Genomic DNA, 17,982 nt, shown 5'->3' with positions numbered 1-17,982 from the left:
AAGCTGACGGCAAGCTGAACAGCTTTCCGCATGGTTGTCAGGTGGCTGTCAGGTGGCCCAGCCATTGATCTCCTGTCGCAACAGTACAGGAGCTCGCCATGAAACCCTATTACGCCCTGCCGCTCGGGCTCGCCGCCGCCGTCGCGCTGCCGGCGCTGGCCATCGCCAAGCCCGTCACCGTCACGGCGCAGTTCGCCGACTACGGCGGCTACGGCGCCTATGCGGCGGTCTACGTCACCGATGCCCAGGGCAAGGTGGTGCAGACGCTGCATGTGGCGGGCAAGAAGGCGAAATACTACCGCCACCTCTCGGGCTGGGCGCGCGGCGCCAGCGGCTCGGTCGACGGCCTGACCGGCGCCAGCATCGGTTCGGGCGGCACGCTGACGGTGACCGCCGATATCGCCGACGCCATGCTCGACGCCGGCTATCAGGTGCGCGTCGACACCGCCGTCGAGGACGGCAACGACTATGTGGCCGATGGCGCCGTTCCGCTGGCCGCCGGGTCGGTCGGCAAGCCGGCGCCCGGCAACGGCTATCTCCAGTCGCTCACCGTTTCCTACTAAAATCGGGGCCTTCATCATGTTGCGCCGCTTCCACTCGCTGCCCGGTGTCGTCCTTGCCCTTTTCCTGATGGTGATCGCCGTGACCGGCGCCGTCCTGTCGGTCAATCCGGCGCTCGATCGGCTGGCCAATCCGGCCGTCACCTCCGGCGTCAGCGTCGCCGCCCTGGCCGAGGCGGTCGGCGCCCGCCATCAGGAGATCGACAAGATCGCCGTGCGGCCGAGCGGCGCGGTGACCGTGTCCTACGTGGACAATGGCGCGAGTGGCACCGAGCAGGTCGATCCGGCAACCGGAGCTTCGCTTGGCACGCAGCAAGGGCCGTCGGCCCTGGTGCGCTGGATGACCGAACTGCACCGCTCGCTGTTCCTGGGCGATGCCGGCAAGATCGGAACGGGCGTTGCCGCCTTGGCCATGCTGGCGCTCAGCCTGTCCGGCATCGTCCTGCTGATGCGCTCGCTGGGCGGCTGGCGCGGCTGTTTCGCGCCGGTGCGCGGCGACCTGCTGACACGCCTGCATGGCGAGGTCAGCCGTTTCGCCGTCGTCGGCCTGATGCTGTCGTCGCTCACCGGGCTTTACATGTCGGCCGACACCTTCGGCCTGTTGCCCGATCCGTCCGCCGATGCGATGCCGGCCATGGTGTCGGGCAGCGGTGGTCCGGTTGCGCCGGTCGGCAGCCTGTTCGGACTTCAGTCGGTCCCGGTCGCCGATCTGCGCGAGTTGACCTTCCCGGCCAAGGACGATCCGACGGACGTCTACACGGTGGTCACGACGCAGGGCGAATCCAGCGTCGACGCGTCGTCGGGCGCCGAACTGGCCTTCACACCAGCCAGCACATGGGACCGCCTGCGCGAAACCGTCATCATGCTGCACACCGGGCGCGGCGCCTGGGCGCTTGGCCTGCTGCTCGGCGCGGCGTCCGGTTCGGTGCCGCTTCTCGGCGTCACGGGCGTCCTGATGTGGTGGCGTCGGCGCTCCAGCCGCCCGGCGATCGCCGCCAACGTCGCCGCTCGCCTGGCCGACACCGTGATCCTGGTCGGCAGCGAGGGCAACACCACCTGGGGCTTTGCCGGCACGCTGCACGAGGCGCTGACCGCCTCGGGCCATCGCGTCCACACGGCGCCGATGAACGCGCTCTCGGCCGCCCATCTTTCCACCGAACGGATGCTGATCCTGACGGCGACCTACGGCGACGGCGGAGCGCCGGCCTCGGCCAACGCCTTCCTGTCGAAGCTTGACGCCCTCGACGGCTCGATGCCGGTGGCCGTGCTCGGCTTCGGCGACCGCAGCTTCCCGCAGTTCTGCCGCTTCGCGCAGGATGTGTCGGAGGCGGTCGAGGCCAAGGGCTGGCCCGTCATGATGGGCCTCAAGCGCGTCGACCGCCAGTCGGCGCAGGAGTTCGCCGCCTGGGGCCGCGATCTCGGCGATGTGCTGGGCCACGAGCTGACGCTCGCCCACCGCGCCCGCCTGCCCAAGACCGAGCCGCTGGCGCTGGTCGCGAGCGAGCTCTACGGCGAGGCGGTCGGCGCGCCGGTGGCGATCATGCGCTTTGCCCCGCAAGGGAAGCCGACCGAGTTCGAGGCCGGTGACATTCTCGGCGTACTGCCGCCGGGCGAGACCATGCCGCGCTTTTATTCGCTGGCCTCCTCGGCGCGTGACGGCTTCCTGGAAATCTGTGTGCGGCTCAGGGAGGGCGGCGTCTGTTCGTCCTACCTGCACGGGCTGACGCCGGGCGACACCATCGCCGCCTTCGTCCGCACCAATCCGCGCTTCCGTCCGGTCGAAGGGAAGGCGCCGCTGATCCTGATCGGCGCGGGCGCCGGCATCGGGCCGCTGACCGGCTTCGTGCGCGCCAACGACGGGCTTCGTCCGGTGCATCTCTACTGGGGCGGCCGCAGCCCGTCGTCGGACTTCCTCTACGAGCACGAGTTGGCCGAGCATCTGGCCGAAAAGCGCCTGACCTCGCTGACCACGGCCTTCTCGCGCAGTCCCGACGGCGGCTACATCCAGGACCGCCTCGCCGCCGACGCGCCCAAGCTGCGCGAGCTGATCCGCCACGGCGCGCAGGTGCTGGTGTGCGGCGGCCGCGACATGGCCGAGGCCGTCACCTCGGCGCTCGGCGGCGTCGTGCGACCGCTCGGGCTCGATCTCGCCACTCTCAAGTCGGACGGACGCTATGTCGAAGATGTCTACTGAAGCTCCGGTGAAAGTCGCCCTCAGCGGCCCGACCATGGGCGCGCGCTGGTCGGCGGTGTTCCACGGCGATCCGCTCGGCTGGCACGATGATCTCAGGCTCGCCCTGCAAACGGCGGTCGACGAGGTCGACCGGCAGATGTCGACCTACCGGCGAGACTCCGACCTCAGCCGCCTCAACGCGGCGCCTGTCGACACCTGGGTCGACCTGCCGGCCGAGACCGTGGCGGTGATCGAGGCGGCCCTGGCCATCGGCGAGGCGTCGGACGGCGCCTTCGACGTCGGCGTCGGCGAACTGGTGGCCGCCTGGGGGTTCGGCGCCGATGCGCGCGATGGCGCCGATGGCCGCGCGACGGCGCACAGCGTCGCTCTCAAAACCCTCGATCTCGACGTCGCCGGTCGGCGCGCCCGCAAGCGGACGCCGCTTCGGCTCGACCTATCCGGCATCGCCAAGGGCTACGGCGTCGATCGCCTCGGCGAGACCATGGACCGGTTCGGCATCGCCTCCTGGCTGGTCGGCATCGACGGCGAGATGCGCGCGCGCGGCCGCAAGCCGGACGGAACCGCCTGGGCCGTCGGTCACGAGCGGCCCGTCGTCGGCCGGCGCGACCTGATGGGCGTCCTGGAACTGGAAGACGTTGCGGTGGCGACCTCCGGCGGCTACCGGCACTGCCACGAGGTGGCCGGCCGCCTGGTATCGCACACCATGGACCCGCGCACCGGCGCGCCGCTCGACAACGGTCTTGCCGCCGTCACCGTGCTGGCGGAAAGCTGCATGGCGGCCGACGCCTGGGCGACGGCGCTGTTGGTGCGCGGTCTCGACGAAGGTGTGGCGCTGGCCCGGCGGTTGGGCATGTCGGCGCTGTTCGTCGACGGTCAGGACCGGGTGATCTCGACTCTTGCCGCGTGAATGGGGGCGGACCAAGGTGGCCAACGCCGGTGAACATCGCCGACGAGTGGAGTGACGAGTTGCCGAGTGCTGGAGTTATCTTCTGAATACCGTCAAATATACGTCTTTCTAGCTAGATGAATATAGTCTAGAGGCACGTTTCCTACACAAGGTTTTAGAGCTTTATATATACATTGCGAACTAAGTTGGCCCGGTAACAAACTGGGTCGGACTCCCATGTTCGGGCTGCTTAAGATCCGCATCGTCATCCTGGCCGCGGTTTTCGTCGGTCTCGTTCCCTTCGTGGCGAGCGAGATCGTGCGGACGCGCGCCGACATGGCGCAGCAGCTCGGGGAGATCAACCAGAGCATTTTGACCTCGCTGAGGCGCAATCAGAAGGCATTCATCGAGGTGCGGCTCGAGGTCGAGAGGCTGTCCGAGACCATCGCCCTGTCCAGGAATCTCCGAAGCATTTCGCCGGAGGAGTGCAACGAGAGCGTGGCGCACCTTCTTGCAATCCAGCAAAAGGTCGAGCGCATCTCCCTGTTGAGACCGGATGGTGTGGCCTTCTGCTCGACCGACCCCAGGGCCATCGGCGTCTACTTCGGCGACAGGGGCTACTTCTCCGCCGCCCTCGCATCGACGCAGGTCGTGTGGAGCGATTTCATCCTGAGCCGGATCACCGGCAAGAGAATCCTGCAATCGGCCAAGGCGATCCGCAGCGGCGACCGGGTCGACTTCGTGCTGACGATCGCTCTCAACTCGACCTATCTGCGGCAGCTGTCGATCGAGCAGTTCACGCTGCCGCTCACCTACGGCATGCTTCTCGACATCGACGGCAACGTGCTCGATGGCGGTGCGATGCCGGGTGTGGAAGACCGCCTGTCGGAAGAGACGACAAAGCGGATGGCCGAGATCGGCACAGGGCTGATCCTGCCGGGCACTTATGGGGCCGGCGACGAGGTGTTCGGCGTGGCGAGGCTGCCGGGCTCGGCCAACCTGATCGGCTACGGCGTGACGACCGAGGCGGTGCGGTCCGCCGCGACCCACGCGATGATCGAGCGGCTGGCCCTGGTCGGCCTGGTTGCGCTGGGTCTGGTGGCCGTGGTTCTCGGCCTCCTGGAGTGGCTGGTTCTGCGTGGGCTCAGGCAGGTGGTGCATGTGGCCGAGCGGGTCGCGGCCGGCGACTGGACGTCGCGCATCACCCAGACGCCGCTGTTGCCCGACCTCGCCCTGGTGGGCCGCTCCGTCAACATGATGCTCGACAGCCTGGAGGCCTCCGTCAACACCGATGCGCTGACGGGGCTTGCCAACCGGCGGGCCCTCGACCGGTTTCTGCTGGCGAGCCTCAACAGGCTGAAACGCCACAATATCGGCTTCACCGTCGTCATGATCGACATCGATGCCTTCAAGGCATTCAACGATCAGTATGGACACGGCACGGGTGACGACGTGTTGCAGGTCGTCGGGGCGACCATCCAGCGCTTTGCCCGACGGACCGATGAAATCGCTGCGCGCTATGGCGGCGAGGAGTTCACCCTGATCCTGACCGAAACCGATCCGGAGAAACTGAGGCAGCACCTGGAGGCGCTGCGGAGGGCCGTCGAGGCGGTCGCCATTCCGCATTACCATTCGCCGCACGCCGTCTGCACCGTCAGCATCGGCTATGCCGCCGCGGAGCCCGACGACAGCCCGCTCGCGGCGATCTCGCGCGCCGACGGCTGCATGTATCTGGCCAAGAACAAGGGACGCAACCGGGTCGAAGGCCTGCCCGAAGGGCGCCAGGATCGGGAGCTGTTCTCCCGCTTCATGACCGAAGTGGCGTGAGCCGGGTTTTGAACTTCGGCCCCGGTTGGACTAATGATCGGCGCATCCTCGGGCGCACGCCGCCCGTGCCCTCTGTTCCGGACAATCGACATGACAAGTGACGCCACCGGCGCCCATCAGCTCGGCAAGGCCAGCGTGACGCCCGCCTCGCCGGACGAGGCGGTGCTCGACCGTGTGCCCAACCCGCACCCGGACATCGACTACCTCGCCCGCTTCACCGCGCCCGAGTTCACCTCGCTCTGCCCGGTCACCGGCCAGCCGGACTTCGCGCACCTCGTCATCGACTATGTGCCCGCTGAGTGGCTGGTCGAATCCAAGTCGCTGAAGCTGTTCCTGACGTCCTTCCGCAATCACGGCTCGTTTCACGAGGACTGCACCATCACGATCGCCCGCCGGCTGGTGGATCGCCTCGCGCCGCGTTGGCTCAGGATCGGTGGCTACTGGTATCCGCGCGGGGGCATTCCCATCGACGTCTTCTGGCAGACTGGCGCGCCGCCCAAGGACCTCTGGCTGCCCGACCAGGGCGTGGCAAGCTATCGTGGGCGGGGATAGAGCGGCCCCTATTGCGGCGGGGTCCACACGGCCGGTTGGCGCGGGCCGTCCGGCTCGGCGCGGATCATCTCCATGCGCGTGCTGTCGAGGCCGCGATTCTGGGCGCGGGCGAGGCGGAAGTTGTGGCCGATGCGCTCGGCGGTGGCGATGACGCCGTTGGCGTCCTTCTCGTCGAACACCTGCCGCGCCGTCTCGGCGAACAGCGCCAGCCAACGCTCGAAATGCCTGTCCTCGATGTCGGCGATCATCATGTGCGGCCGCATCGGCCGGCCCTCGTAGCGGCCCGAGCGCAAGAGCACCGACGACCAGAAGGCGCACATCTTGTCGAGGTGGGCGGGCCACTGGTGCTTCTCGATCTCGCGGCCGAAGATGGCGGCGAGGTCCGGGTCGTCCATCACCTTGCCGTAAAAGCCGTGGACCAGCGCGTGGATGCTGTCCTCGTCGATCGATCCCATGGGAATGCCGCGTCGCGGCGCGTCGGTTGCGGTCATGGTCTCTCCGGCTGCCGAAGGCGGTGAAAGGTCTGTGAAGGCGCCGCAGATGTAGTCCTTTGCAGACGGTCAGACAACGGACGCCGCCTCGTCACGGTCTCCCGTAGATCTTCATGAAGGCGGCGACGGCGGTTTCGACCGCTTCGGCCTTGTCCCTGACACCGTCGAGACCGTAGAGGAGCGGCTCGGCGATGCCGGCTTCGAGGAGGCTCTTGAGGTAGAGGGCGCCAAGCTCGGGCGAGGGGAGGTCGATCTCTCCCTTTGCCGCCCGCTCGGCGAGAAAGTGGGTAATGGCGTCGATGCCGCGCTGCGGGCCGAGCTTGTAGACTTCGCGGCCAAGGGCGGTGTTCTGGCTCTCGCTGAGCACGGTGCGCTGGATCGCCAGAATTTCCTGTCGGGTGACGAGATCGAGGTAGAGGCGGCCGAAGCGGGTGAGGGCCGTGGCGATATCGTCGTCCGAGGCGAGCGAGGCCAGCATTTCCTCGCCAGTCTCATCCAGCGCCGATGTCACGACGGTGGCGAACAGTTGCTCCTTGGAGTGGAAGTAGCCGTAGAGCGTCGCCTTGGAGCCGCCGAGCCGCGACGAGATCATCGCCATGCTGGCGCCCCTGTAGCCCACCTCCTCGAACACGGCCGTTGCGGCGGCGATGATGGCGTTGCGCTTCTCGTCGGTCTTCGCGCGCATCAAGGTCTCCTATTTGTGATCGGCAGGGTAGGTTTCCGGCTTGACCGCCGCAAGTAGCTTTTATAACTAAACCGTACCGTACGGTTATAAAGGTGCCGCATGCGTTCCAGGCTCGTCAAAACAGGCTATTCCGCCAGCTTTCTTCTATTCATATCAGCGCTTTATGGCGGATGCGCCATGCTGCCCGAGAATGCCCCCCTGTCGTCGGTCAAGCCGATGGACGCCTATGCGTCCGACAGGAGCCTCGCGCCTGCCAAGGACGCGGCCTGGCCGGCGGACGACTGGTGGACGGCCTATGGCGATCCGCAGTTGGCAGCCCTGATCGGCGAGGGACTGACCGGCGCCTCCGACATGAGGATCGCCGAGGCGCGGGTTGCGCTGGCCCGGGCCGGCGTCGGCGCGTCGCAGGCCTCGCTGCTGCCGAGCGTCGGCGCCTCGGCCAAGGCCGACAGCGAGAAGCAGTCCTACAACTACCTGATCGGCAAGGACTTCGTACCCAAGAGCTGGAACGACGCCGGCATGGGCACGCTGTCGCTCGACTGGGAGATCGACTTCTGGGGCAAGAACCGGGCGAAACTGGCCGCCGCCAAGGGCAAGGTCGTCGCCGCCGAGGCGGAGGCTGCCGCCACGCGCCTCGCCTTGTCCACCGGCATTGCCGAGGCCTACGGCCGCCTCGCCGCGTTGCACGCGGACCGAAACAGCGTGGTCAGCGCCATCGGCGTGCGCAAGCAAACGCTGTCGCTGATGAGCGACCGCTACGGCAAGGGCCTCGAAAACGAAGGGGCGCTTGAGCGGTCCCGCGCGGCGGAGGCGGCGGCCGAGGCCGAACTGGCCCAGGTCGACGAGCAGATCGGACTCATCAAGAACCAGCTCGCCGCCCTCGTCGGCGCCGGACCGGATCGCGGCCTTGCCATCACCCGCCCCAAGGTGAAGGGCGGCCGCTTCACCGGCGTTCCCAAGAGCCTGCCGGCTGACCTTCTCGGTCGGCGCCCGGACATCGTGGCCGCCCGCGCCACCGCCGAAGCCGGGCTCAAGGACATCGACGCCGCCAAGGCCGCCTACTATCCCAACGTCAACCTCGCCGCGATGATCGGCAAGCAGGCGCTCGGCCTCAACATGCTCACCGACCCCGGCTCGACGCTCGGTTCGATCGGTCCGGCCATTTCGTTGCCGATCTTCGACGGTGGTCGCCTTCGCGCCGGCGAACGCAGCGCCGTGTCGCAATATGAAATCGCCGTCGCCAGCTACGACAGGACGCTGACGGAGGCCTTGCGCCAGGTGGCGGACGCCGTGGTGAGCAAGCGCCAGCTTGCCAGCCAGCTCTCCAACACCCGGCGCTCCGCTGCCGCCGCCGAGAAGGCGTGGCGCGTGGTCAGCGACCGCTACAACGGCGGCCTCGCCACCTATCTCGAAGTGCTGACGGCCGAAGACGCGCTGATCAGCGCCCGCCGCGCCACGGCCGCCCTGCAGGCCCGCGCCTTTACCCTGGATATCGCGATGGTCCGCGCCCTCGGCGGCGGGTTCCGCAGCACGGAGAAGCAGTCGTGAACGACATGAGCAAGATCGACGCCGACGTCGAAGACACCGCCCGCGCCGCCAAGGCCGCCGTCAACCCCGCCAAGCGCGGCCCGCTGTTTCTCGGCCTCCTCCTGGCCGTGGCAGCCTGCGGTGGCGGCTACTATGCCTATGACACGCTCTATGCGTCGAAACACGCCATCACCGACAACGCCTATGTCGGCGCCGACGTGGCCCAGATCACGCCGCTGGTGGCGGCGCCGGTGACCGAAGTACTGGTCAGCGACACGCAGGCGGTGAAGAAGGGCGACGTGCTCGTTCGCCTCGACGACACCGATGCCAAGCTGGCGCTCGCCATGGCCGAGGCGACCTATCAGAACGCCATCCGCCGGGTGACGGCGCTGGTCGCCAACGACAAGGCGCTGGCGGCCCAGATCGTCGGGCGCGAAGCCGATCAGGCGCAGGCCGCCGCCCAGCTTGCCTCCGCCGAGGCGGGATACGCCAAGGCGAAGATCGATCTCGACCGTCGCAAGACGCTGGCCGACAATGGCTCGGTGTCGGGGGACGAGATCACCGCCGTCGAGACCTTGCTGAAAACCGCCGAGGCCAATCTCTCGTCCGCCCGGGCGGGCGCGGCTGGCGCCGCTGCCGCCCATGACGCCGCCGTGGCCGCCAAGGAGGCCAACGCCGCCATGATCTCCGGCGTCGGCATCGACGACAATCCCGAGGTGCTGGCCGCCCGCTCGGCGCGCGATCAGGCCCAGGTCAACCTCGAACGCACCGTGATGCGGGCGCCGGTCGACGGCGTCATCTCCCGCCGCCAGGTTCAGGTGGGCCAGCGCGTCCAGCCGGGCATGACGCTGATGGTGGTGGTGCCGCTTCAGGCCGCCTACGTCGACGCCAATTACAAGGAAGTGCAGCTCGCCCACGTCAAGGCCGGCCAGAAGGTGACGCTGGTCTCCGACCTCTACGGCAGCGACGTGGAGTTCACCGGCACGGTGGTCGGCTTCTCCGGCGGCACCGGCGCCGCCTTCTCGGTGGTGCCGGCCCAGAACGCCACCGGCAACTGGATCAAGGTGGTGCAGCGCCTGCCGGTGCGCATCGCGCTCGATCCGGCGGAACTCGCCGCTCATCCGTTGCAGGTTGGCCTGTCGATGACCGCCGACATCGCGATCGCCGAGTGACGCCATGACCGCGCCCGCCCTGCAAACCGCCGCCCCGTTGACGGGCGTCCGGCTGATGGTCGCTGCCCTGGCCATCGGCACCGGCAACTTCCTGGTGGTGCTCGACAGCACCATCGCCAACGTGTCGGTGCCGACGATCGCCGGCTCGGTCGGCGTCTCCGTGTCGCAGGGCTCGTGGGTGATCACCTCCTACGCGGTGGCCGAGGCGATCACCGTGCCGCTCACCGGCTGGCTCAGCCGGCGCTTCGGGGCGATGCGCGTCTTCCTGACCTGCTACTTCGCCTTCGCCGCGATATCGCTTCTGTGCGGCCTGTCGCAGTCGCTCGGCATGCTGATCGGCGGGCGCGTGCTGCTCGGCCTGTTCGGCGGGCCGATCATGCCGCTGTCGCAGATGCTGCTGATGCGGATCTTCCCGCCAAAGCAGGCCACCATCGCCTCGGTGATCTGGGCGATGACCACGCTGATCGGCCCGATCGCCGGCCCCGTCCTCGGCGGCATCATCTGCGACGGCATCGGCTGGCAATGGATCTTCTTCATGAAGGTGCCGATCGCCATCGTCGGCGGCATCGTCGTGTTCTTCGCCACCATGGGGCAGCCCGATCCGACCGGCAAGGCGCGCATCGACGCCATCGGCCTCGCGCTTCTCGTGCTTTGGGTCGCCGCGCTTCAGGTCGTGCTCGACGAGGGGCGCAATCACGACTGGTTCGCCTCAACCGAAATCCGGGTGCTTGCCGCGGTCGCTGTGGTCGGCTTTCTCGCCTTCGTCATCTACGAGCTTACCGAGGCGCATCCGATCGTCGATCTCAGGATCTTCCGCCATCGCGGCTTCACGGCGGCGGCGGTCACCTTCGCCGGGGGATTCGCGGCCTTCTTCGCTTCGGTCGTCATCCTGCCGCTGTGGCTGCAGCAGAACATGGGCTACACGGCCACCTGGGCGGGCTATGCCACCGGCATCATGGGCCTTCTGGCCTTCGTGTCGGCGCCGATCGTCGGCAAGGCGACGGAGAGGTTCGATCCCCGCGCCATCCTGTCGATCGGCATCCTGGGGCTCGGGGCCATGACGGCCTGGCGCATGACCTTCAACTCGGACGTGACCTTCCTGCAGATGGCCTGGCCGACGCTGCTCACCGGGCCGTTCATGGTGATGTTCTTCGTGCCCGTCACAGGCCTTGCCATCGCCAGCGTCACGCCGGAGGAGCAGGCCAACGCCGCCGGCCTCTCCAACTTCATGCGCACGCTGGCCGGCGCCTTCGCCACATCGCTGGTGCAGACCGGTTGGGCGAACTCGGCGCGCGTCAACCAGACCGAGCTGGTCAGCGCCATGCAGAATGGCGAGCGGGTGGTCGCCGGCATGGTGGAGGGTGGCGCCTCGCACGAGGTCGCGGTCGCCAACCTCAGCCGTATCGTCGAGCAGCAGAGCGTGTTACTTGCCACGCTGGACATGTTCGCGGTCATCACCGTGGTCTTCGTCTTCGCCGCCATGCTGCCCTGGCTGGCGCCCAAGCCGAAGGGTCCGATCGACACCAGTGGAGCGCATTGATGGGACGGCTCACCAACGAGCGAAAATACCGCTACAAGCTGCATCTTACCGCCGAGCAGACCGACGTCGCGCGACCGAGCATTCTCATCAATCGTCTGAAACTCCTGGAGGCCGACTCGGCCACCTCGCCGGAGATCGCCGCGCTCGCCGATTTCTCCCGCGATCATGCGCAATTGAGCGAGAAGGATCGCTACGTCCTTGCCTTTGCCCTGGTAACGGCGCGCCAGCTTCTCGGTGGGGCCTCCAACGTGTCGCCGAGATTCGACGAACTCAGGGCTTGTCTCGACAGGATCGACCAGAAGGTGCTGGCCTGAGCCTTTCGCCGTGTCTTGGCGGTGAGATGATCCGATTGTCCGGCTCGTGCGTAAGCAGAGGTGGACAACGGAGGTCGTCATGCAAGCCATTGCCATTTACGCAGCCGGACTGATCAGCTTTCTCGTTCTCGACGCCATCTGGCTCGGCACCATGGTGCCGCGCCTCTACAAGCCGGCGATGGGCGATCTTGTCGCCGATCCCTTCCAGCCGCTGCCGGCGGCGATCTTCTACCTGATCTATGCCGGTGGCCTCGCCTATTTCGCCATCCAGCCGGCGTTGGCGTCGGGCAAGTGGCAGGCGGCGCTGGTCGCCGGGGCGGCGCTCGGCTTCATCGCCTATTCCACCTATGACCTGACCAATCAGGCGACGCTGCGGGGCTGGCCGATGGCTGTCACCGTCGTCGACATCGCCTGGGGCACCATCGCCAGCGGTCTTGCCGCCACCATCAGCTACCTGGCGCTGTCGCGCTGGCTGACGTCCTGATCGGACTTCGGCGGCCGGGGAAAGAAGGCGGAGACGCGTCTCTGATAGGCGCGAAACGCCTCGCCCCGGCTTTCCAGCATGTGCTTCTCCAGCGGCGGGATGCCGGAGACGTGGACGAGCAGCCAGTACATGGCCAATGGTGCGACGAGCGTCAGTGCGGTTTGCCCGTTGAAGCCGGAGAGGCCGAGCACGGCGATGCCCACCCAGAACAGCCACTCGAAGAAATAGTTGGGGTGGCGCGACCACCCCCAGAGGCTGCGATCGCAGACCTTTCCCGCGCTGTCGCGCCGGAAGGCGGCGAGCTGACGGTCGGACCACCATTCGCCGACCAGCGCTGCGACGACAATGGCAAGGGCAAGCCCATCCTGCCAGTCGAATGGGCCGGGGCGCGAGGCGGCAGCTCCAGCCGACAAGGCCAGCAGCCAGCCGGCGATCGCCTGCATTTGCAGGAACACGAAAAGCTGGCGCGGCGCGGCCTCGCCCCACTCGCGGCGAAGGGCGGCGTAGCGCGGGTCGTCGGCGCCGCCACCCTTGAGTGTGCGACCGACGAGATGACGGCCGAGCCGGACCGCCCAGACCGCGACCAGAACGGCGACCATCAGCGGCCGCTCGACGGGGGCGGAGAGGGTGAGGATGAGGGCCAGCGCGGCAGCGCCGGTCGACAGCGCCCAGATGCCGTCGATGAGGCCCGAGCGGCGTGTCCGCTCGGCGATCACCGCCGCCGCGCCCATCGCCACCACCAGGATCGCCAGGGAGAGAAGCGCGCCGGTCAACATGGCTACAGTCCTATCAGCGGGCTGACGAGGCGGCCGATCAGGCCGTGCGGCCGGAGCCGACCCTCGATGGAGGCGAGGCAGATGCAGGTTTCCTCGCCCGTGACGATGGGCGTGTGATGCGTGTCGTCGTCCTCCTCGGCGAGATCGCCGGCGCCGCAGCGCCCGTGCTCGTCCTCGAAGGCGCCCTGGAGCACCAGCGTCAGTTCCTCGCCGGAATGGCCGTGGGTGGGCATGCGCTTGCCCGCGCCGATCTTCAGAAGGACGAGGTTGGTCTTGGGATCTTCCGGAACGTCGAGGCGGGCGAAGGCCATGCCCGGTCCCATCCAGCGCCAGCCGGATGTCGCCCGTTCGGCAATCGGAGCGGGCAGGCGGATGCCGAGGTCGCGCGGTCGCCGGCGGGCCGGCGTCGGTTTGGCGGCGGCGGGGCGCTTCTCGTCGAGGCGGGCCAGCGTCCGCTCGAACAGGCCGGCGTCGAGTTCGGACGGCGACAGGCGTTCGAGGAGCGCGCCGGCCAGCGCCAGCGTTTCGCGATGGGCGGCCGAGCAGGCGTCGCAGAGCGCGAGGTGGCTTTCCACCACCAGCGCGGCGGCCGGCGACAGCGAGCCGGCGGCATAGCGGGCCAGAAGTTCGGAGCTTGGGTGGCGGTTCACGGTCATGACGGCTCGTCGAGGAGATGGCGCAGACGGTTCATGGCGAGGCGGACGCGCGACTTGACGGTGCCAAGCGGTATGCCGAGCGCTCTCGCGATTTCGGTCTGCGGCGATTGGGAGAAAAACGACAGGGTGATGACCTCGGCCTGTTCGGCCGGCAGGTGATCGAGGGCGCGGCGCACCCGCGTCTCCTCCTCGCGGGTGATGATCTCGCCCTCGGCCGACGGGCTGGGGTCGATGTCGCTGACCGGTTCGGCCTCGACGAGGCGCCGGGCCAGCCGGCGGCGGCGGTCGATGCCGAGATTGCGGCAGATGGTGAAGATCCAGGTGGAGACGGCGCCGGCCTCCGCGTCGAACCGTTCGGCCTTGCGCCAAACGGCGAGCATGGTGTCCTGGATCAGGTCGTCGCAGTCGCTGGCGCTGAAGCCCTGCCGGATCAGGAAGGTTCTGAGGCGGGGGGCATAGAAGGCGAACAGGCGCGCGAAAGCCTGTCGGTCGCCCTCGCGGGCGATGGCCGCGACAAGGCGCGCCGCCTCGGCGCCGTCGAACGGCTGCACCGCCGCGTCGGCCGGTCTCATGGAACTGACCGCCGGCTCGGACGTTGCCGCCAATGGGAAAGGGTTGGCCCGTTCACGTCTCATGCCTCTTCTACGTTTGTCACGGAACGGCGGATCACCGGCGGAGTGCTACGACCAAATTTGCATTCCCGCACAGTGATCCTTCGCGCCGGGACCATCGTAGAATGGAACGTACAGCAGTTTGGCCGGCAAGCGGAGGTCACATGAGCGAGGCGCGAAAGGATACCGACAGGCGGCAGGAGATCGCGGTGATCGGGTCGGGCATCTCCGGCCTGTCGGCGGCATGGTTGCTTTCGAGCCGCCATGACGTGACGCTCTACGAGATCGACCGGCGGCTCGGCGGCCACAGCAACACGGTGCTGGCGCCGACTGACGGCGCGTCGATCCCGGTCGATACCGGCTTCATCGTCTATAACGAGGTCACCTATCCGAACCTCACGGCCCTGTTCGCCCACCTCGGCGTTGAGACAGAGGCGACGGAGATGTCGTTCGCCGTGTCGATGGACGGTGGCCGCCTCGAATACGCCGGCTCCAACCTCGCCGGTCTGCTCGCCCAGCCGCTCAATCTCGTCCGCCCGCGCTTCTACGCCATGATGGCCGACCTCCTGCGCTTCTATCGGCGGGCGCCGGCCGATCTTGGCCGGCTCGACGGGGTGACGCTCGCCGACTATCTCGACACCAACGGCTACGGCCGCGCCTTCCGCGAGGATCATCTCTACCCGATGGCGGCGGCGATCTGGTCGACCCCGGCCACCGAGGTCGGCGCCTATCCGGCCGAGGCCTTCATCCGCTTCTGCGACAACCACGGCCTTCTGAAGCTCAGCGGCCGGCCGCAATGGCGCACCGTGACGGGTGGTAGCCGCGCCTATGTCGCCAAGCTGGCCGAGCCGCTCAACGGGCGGACGATGATCGGTCGCGACGTGAAGATCGTCGAGCGGTCGGCGGCCGGCGTGGTGATCGAGGATGGCGCGCGCCAGCGCCGCTTCGACAAGGTGCTGGTCGCCTGCCACGCCGATCAGGCGCTCGGCGTCATCAAGACGCCGAGCGATGCCGAGCGGCAGATCCTCGGCGCCTTCCGCTACAGCCAGAACTCCGCGGTGCTGCATGGCGACGAGCGGCTGATGCCGCGCCGGCGGGCGGCCTGGGCGGCCTGGAACTATCTGGCGACGAGCGACCGCTCCGCCGGTCCGTCGGTCACCTACTGGATGAACCGCCTTCAGCATATCGATCCGTCGGTGCCGCTGTTCGTGACGCTCAACCCGCTCGTCGAACCGCGTCTCGACCGCGTTTACAACCAGTTCACCTACGAGCATCCGCTGTTCGATCAGGCGGCCATCGAGGCCCAACGGCAGTTGTGGAGCCTTCAGGGCGCCGGAAACGTCTGGTTCGCCGGCGCCTATTTCGGCGCGGGATTCCACGAGGATGGCCTGCAGGCCGGGCTCGCCGCCGCCGAGGCGATGGGCGGACTGCGGCGGCCGTGGCTGGTCGAGAACGAGTCCGGCCGCATTCATCTCGGGCCCGACGTCTGGGGCGAGGCGGCGGCATGACCCCTTCGCTCTATGTCGGCGAGGTGATGCACCGTCGCCTCCGGCCCGCGTCGCACAGCCTGAAATACGGCGTCTACATGCTGCATGCCGATCTCGACCGGCTCGACGAACTCGACCGGACAAGCCGATTCCTGTCGGTGAACCGCTGGAACATCCTGTCGTTCCGCGAGACCGACCATGGGCCGGCGGGAGACGGGACGCTGGCTTCGCGCCTCCGGCGGCTGGCGGCGGAACGCGGCCTTGGCTGGGATGGCGCGCGGGTGACGCTGATCGCCATGCCGCGCCTCTTCGGTTTCGTCTTCAACCCGCTCAGCGTCTACTTCTGCCATGACGCCGACGGGCGTCTTTCCGCCATCGTGTACGAAGTGCGCAACACCTTCGGCGGCATGCACCACTATGCCGCCGACGTCGCACCGGAGACCTCCGGCACCATCCATCAGGCGGCGGAGAAAGGCTTCTACGTCTCGCCCTTCCTGCCGATGGAGATGCGCTACCGCTTCCACGTCAAGCCGCCGGCCGAGCGCTTCACCATCGCCATCGAAGACCACGACAGCGAGGGGCTGATGCTGACGGCGTCGATGTCGCTGGCGCGCGAGGCGCTCGGCGACCGCGCCGTTCTCCGCCTTCTCGGCCGATTCCCGCTGATGACGCTGAAGGTCATCGCGGCCATCCACTGGGAGGCGCTGAAGCTGTGGCTGAAGCGCGTTCCCTTCCATGCCCGCCCCGGCGGTGGGGCCAAGGGTTTCAATCCAACGGAAAGGTCTTCCGGATGACGTCATTGTCGAGCTCCATGATCATCCCCTCGATCGTCGGTTGGGCCTTGCCGATCCGGCTGCGCGTCGATCTGGTCCGCCGGTTGCTGAACCATGTCGAGCGGGGGCGGCTTTCCGTGACGCTGCCCGACGGCACGCAGTTGTCCGCCATGGGGCACGAGCCCGGCGCGGTGGCCGAACTCCGGATCCAGCGCTGGCGGGCGGTCAACCGGCTGCTGAGCGGCGGCGATGTCGGTTTTGCCGAGGCCTATGTCGACGGCGACTGGGACACGCCCGATCTCGTGGCCTTCCTGACCTTCTGCGCCGACAACCTCGACAGCCTGACCGAGGTGGCCAAGGCGTCGGTGCCGGTGCGGCTCATGCAGCGCCTGCTGATGCTGCTTCGCCGCAACTCCAGGGCCGGCAGCCGGCGCAACATCATGGCCCACTACGACCTCGGCAACGCCTTCTTCGCCGAGTGGCTGGACCGCGAGATGATCTACTCCTCGGCGCTCTACGAGGAGGGCGACGACCTTGAGGCCGCCCAGCGGCGCAAGGTCCAGCGCATCGCCGACATGCTCGGCCTCGACGGCGACCAATCGGTGCTGGAGATCGGCTGCGGCTGGGGCGGGCTCGCCGCCTATCTTGCCGATGCCGGGGCGCGGTCGGTGCGGGGCATCACCCTGTCGCCGGCCCAGCTTGCCGTGGGCCAGAAGAAGATACAGGCGAGGGGGCTCGACGGGCAGGTGTCGCTGGAGCTCCGCGACTATCGCGACGTCGAGGGGCAATATGATCGCGTCGTGTCGATCGAGATGTTCGAAGCGGTGGGCGAGGCCTACTGGCGCGGCTATTTCGACAAGGTGCGGCAGGCGCTGAAGCCCGGGGGACGGGCGGTGCTGCAGGTGATCACCATCGCCGACGACCGTTTCGAGCACTACCGCGCCCACCCCGACATGATCCAGACGCTGGTGTTCCCCGGCGGCATGCTGCCGAGCAAGGCCGTCTTCGCCAAGGTGGCCAAAGAGGCGGGCTTCGCGCTGACCGAAAGCCTCGACTTCGGCCTCTCCTACGCCAAGACCCTGGAAGACTGGCGGCAGCGCTTCGAAGCGGCCTGGCCCAGAATCTCCGACCTCGGCTACTCCGCCGCCTTCAAGCGCCTGTGGACCTACTACCTCGCCTATTGCGAGGCCGGCTTCCGCGCCGGGCGTATCGACGTCAGCCTCTACGCGCTGGAGCCCCGGTGAGGAGCTCCTAAACTTGTTGTACCGATGGCCGTATAGTGGACGCCCATGTAGAGGAGGGCGGACCAGTGCCGATCCATCGCGACGACGACCAGTCAATCCTCAAGCCGGTCAAGCGCAAGGATCTTCTGGAGGTTCTCGCCGAGCTTCAACCGCTCGCCGAGGAAGACCAGTTCCCGGAGATCGACGACATGCTCTTGCCGGAG

The 17,982-nt window shown here is 67.8% G+C and carries 18 protein-coding genes; 13 read left to right on the top strand and 5 right to left on the bottom strand.

Features of this window, described 5'->3' with window-relative positions; all coding sequences use genetic code 11:
• The first annotated feature begins 98 nt into the window (after positions 1 to 98).
• The 5 genes from M4J40_RS05785 to queF all read left to right on the top strand — a co-directional run bounded on the left by M4J40_RS05785 (position 99) and on the right by queF (position 6,019).
• The gene (locus M4J40_RS05785) at positions 99 to 563 is read left to right on the top strand and encodes a DUF2271 domain-containing protein (RefSeq protein ID WP_251752813.1); all 465 of its coding nucleotides are present in this window, start codon (positions 99 to 101) and stop codon (positions 561 to 563) included.
• Positions 564 to 579: 16 nt separating this feature from the next.
• The gene (locus tag M4J40_RS05780; RefSeq protein WP_251752812.1) at positions 580 to 2,754 is read left to right on the top strand and encodes a PepSY domain-containing protein; all 2,175 of its coding nucleotides are present in this window, start codon (positions 580 to 582) and stop codon (positions 2,752 to 2,754) included.
• The gene (locus tag M4J40_RS05775; protein WP_251752811.1) at positions 2,735 to 3,661 is read left to right on the top strand and encodes an FAD:protein FMN transferase; all 927 of its coding nucleotides are present in this window, start codon (positions 2,735 to 2,737) and stop codon (positions 3,659 to 3,661) included. Before M4J40_RS05780 ends, M4J40_RS05775 begins: the two co-directional genes overlap by 20 nt.
• Positions 3,662 to 3,877: 216 nt before the next feature.
• Positions 3,878 to 5,467, top strand: coding sequence for a diguanylate cyclase domain-containing protein (locus M4J40_RS05770; RefSeq protein ID WP_251752810.1), 1,590 nt, complete (start codon positions 3,878 to 3,880; stop codon positions 5,465 to 5,467).
• Positions 5,468 to 5,557: 90 nt separating this feature from the next.
• Positions 5,558 to 6,019: a preQ(1) synthase gene (queF, locus tag M4J40_RS05765; RefSeq protein WP_251752808.1), complete on the top strand. Its 462-nt coding sequence runs from the start codon at positions 5,558 to 5,560 to the stop codon at positions 6,017 to 6,019.
• Positions 6,020 to 6,027: 8 nt separating this feature from the next.
• Here the strand turns inward: queF and M4J40_RS05760 are convergent, their stop codons facing one another.
• Together M4J40_RS05760 and M4J40_RS05755 are read right to left on the bottom strand one after the other, a co-directional pair.
• Entirely contained in the window at positions 6,028 to 6,510 is a 483-nt protein-coding gene (locus M4J40_RS05760; protein WP_251752806.1) for a group III truncated hemoglobin, read from the bottom strand.
• Positions 6,511 to 6,601: 91 nt separating this feature from the next.
• A complete protein-coding gene (locus M4J40_RS05755; protein ID WP_251752804.1) occupies positions 6,602 to 7,195 on the bottom strand; it encodes a TetR/AcrR family transcriptional regulator in 594 nt (197 codons plus the stop codon).
• A gap of 99 nt (positions 7,196 to 7,294) precedes the next feature.
• On the opposite strand from M4J40_RS05755, the gene M4J40_RS05750 reads away from it, so the two are divergent.
• From M4J40_RS05750 to M4J40_RS05730, 5 genes are all read left to right on the top strand, one after another.
• Entirely contained in the window at positions 7,295 to 8,743 is a 1,449-nt protein-coding gene (locus M4J40_RS05750; RefSeq protein WP_257235118.1) for an efflux transporter outer membrane subunit, read from the top strand.
• A gap of 5 nt (positions 8,744 to 8,748) precedes the next feature.
• Positions 8,749 to 9,894 carry an HlyD family efflux transporter periplasmic adaptor subunit gene (locus M4J40_RS05745; RefSeq protein ID WP_251753185.1) on the top strand — a complete coding sequence of 382 codons (1,146 nt, stop codon included), beginning with the start codon at positions 8,749 to 8,751 and terminating at the stop codon, positions 9,892 to 9,894.
• 4 nt (positions 9,895 to 9,898) lie between these two features.
• Positions 9,899 to 11,434 (top strand): DHA2 family efflux MFS transporter permease subunit, encoded by a 1,536-nt coding sequence (locus M4J40_RS05740; RefSeq protein ID WP_251752802.1) that lies wholly within the window; start codon positions 9,899 to 9,901, stop codon positions 11,432 to 11,434.
• The gene (locus M4J40_RS05735; protein WP_251752800.1) at positions 11,434 to 11,748 is read left to right on the top strand and encodes a hypothetical protein; all 315 of its coding nucleotides are present in this window, start codon (positions 11,434 to 11,436) and stop codon (positions 11,746 to 11,748) included. The genes M4J40_RS05740 and M4J40_RS05735 overlap by 1 nt, the downstream gene beginning before the upstream one ends.
• 79 nt (positions 11,749 to 11,827) lie before the next feature.
• Complete coding sequence (locus tag M4J40_RS05730) at positions 11,828 to 12,232, top strand: DUF2177 family protein (RefSeq protein WP_251752798.1); 405 nt, start codon at positions 11,828 to 11,830, stop codon at positions 12,230 to 12,232.
• Here M4J40_RS05730 and M4J40_RS05725 read toward each other — a convergent pair.
• Genes M4J40_RS05725 through M4J40_RS05715 form a run of 3 tightly spaced genes read right to left on the bottom strand, consistent with a single transcriptional unit; the run spans position 12,199 to position 14,236 of the window.
• Complete coding sequence (locus M4J40_RS05725) at positions 12,199 to 13,008, bottom strand: DUF1295 domain-containing protein (protein WP_251752796.1); 810 nt, start codon at positions 13,006 to 13,008, stop codon at positions 12,199 to 12,201. The genes M4J40_RS05730 and M4J40_RS05725 overlap by 34 nt on opposite strands.
• Before the next feature lie 2 nt (positions 13,009 to 13,010).
• Positions 13,011 to 13,664 carry a ChrR family anti-sigma-E factor gene (locus M4J40_RS05720; RefSeq protein ID WP_251752794.1) on the bottom strand — a complete coding sequence of 218 codons (654 nt, stop codon included), beginning with the start codon at positions 13,662 to 13,664 and terminating at the stop codon, positions 13,011 to 13,013.
• The gene (locus M4J40_RS05715; protein WP_251752793.1) at positions 13,661 to 14,236 is read right to left on the bottom strand and encodes a sigma-70 family RNA polymerase sigma factor; all 576 of its coding nucleotides are present in this window, start codon (positions 14,234 to 14,236) and stop codon (positions 13,661 to 13,663) included. Before M4J40_RS05715 ends, M4J40_RS05720 begins: the two co-directional genes overlap by 4 nt.
• Before the next feature lie 203 nt (positions 14,237 to 14,439).
• On the opposite strand from M4J40_RS05715, the gene M4J40_RS05710 reads away from it, so the two are divergent.
• Genes M4J40_RS05710 through M4J40_RS05700 form a run of 3 tightly spaced genes read left to right on the top strand, consistent with a single transcriptional unit; the run spans position 14,440 to position 17,779 of the window.
• Positions 14,440 to 15,783 (top strand): NAD(P)/FAD-dependent oxidoreductase, encoded by a 1,344-nt coding sequence (locus M4J40_RS05710; RefSeq protein WP_251752791.1) that lies wholly within the window; start codon positions 14,440 to 14,442, stop codon positions 15,781 to 15,783.
• Positions 15,780 to 16,556, top strand: a complete 777-nt coding sequence (locus tag M4J40_RS05705) for a DUF1365 domain-containing protein (RefSeq protein WP_251752789.1) — start codon at positions 15,780 to 15,782, stop codon at positions 16,554 to 16,556. Before M4J40_RS05710 ends, M4J40_RS05705 begins: the two co-directional genes overlap by 4 nt.
• Entirely contained in the window at positions 16,553 to 17,779 is a 1,227-nt protein-coding gene (locus M4J40_RS05700; RefSeq protein ID WP_251752787.1) for a cyclopropane-fatty-acyl-phospholipid synthase family protein, read from the top strand. Before M4J40_RS05705 ends, M4J40_RS05700 begins: the two co-directional genes overlap by 4 nt.
• The last annotated feature ends 203 nt before the right edge of the window (positions 17,780 to 17,982 follow it).

Origin of the sequence: Pleomorphomonas sp. JP5 (assembly GCF_023721815.1) — a bacterium.
In the GTDB taxonomy this organism is placed as follows: domain Bacteria; phylum Pseudomonadota; class Alphaproteobacteria; order Rhizobiales; family Pleomorphomonadaceae; genus Pleomorphomonas.
Note: the sequence above shows the minus strand (reverse complement) of the source record. Positions and strands in the feature narration are given on the sequence as shown.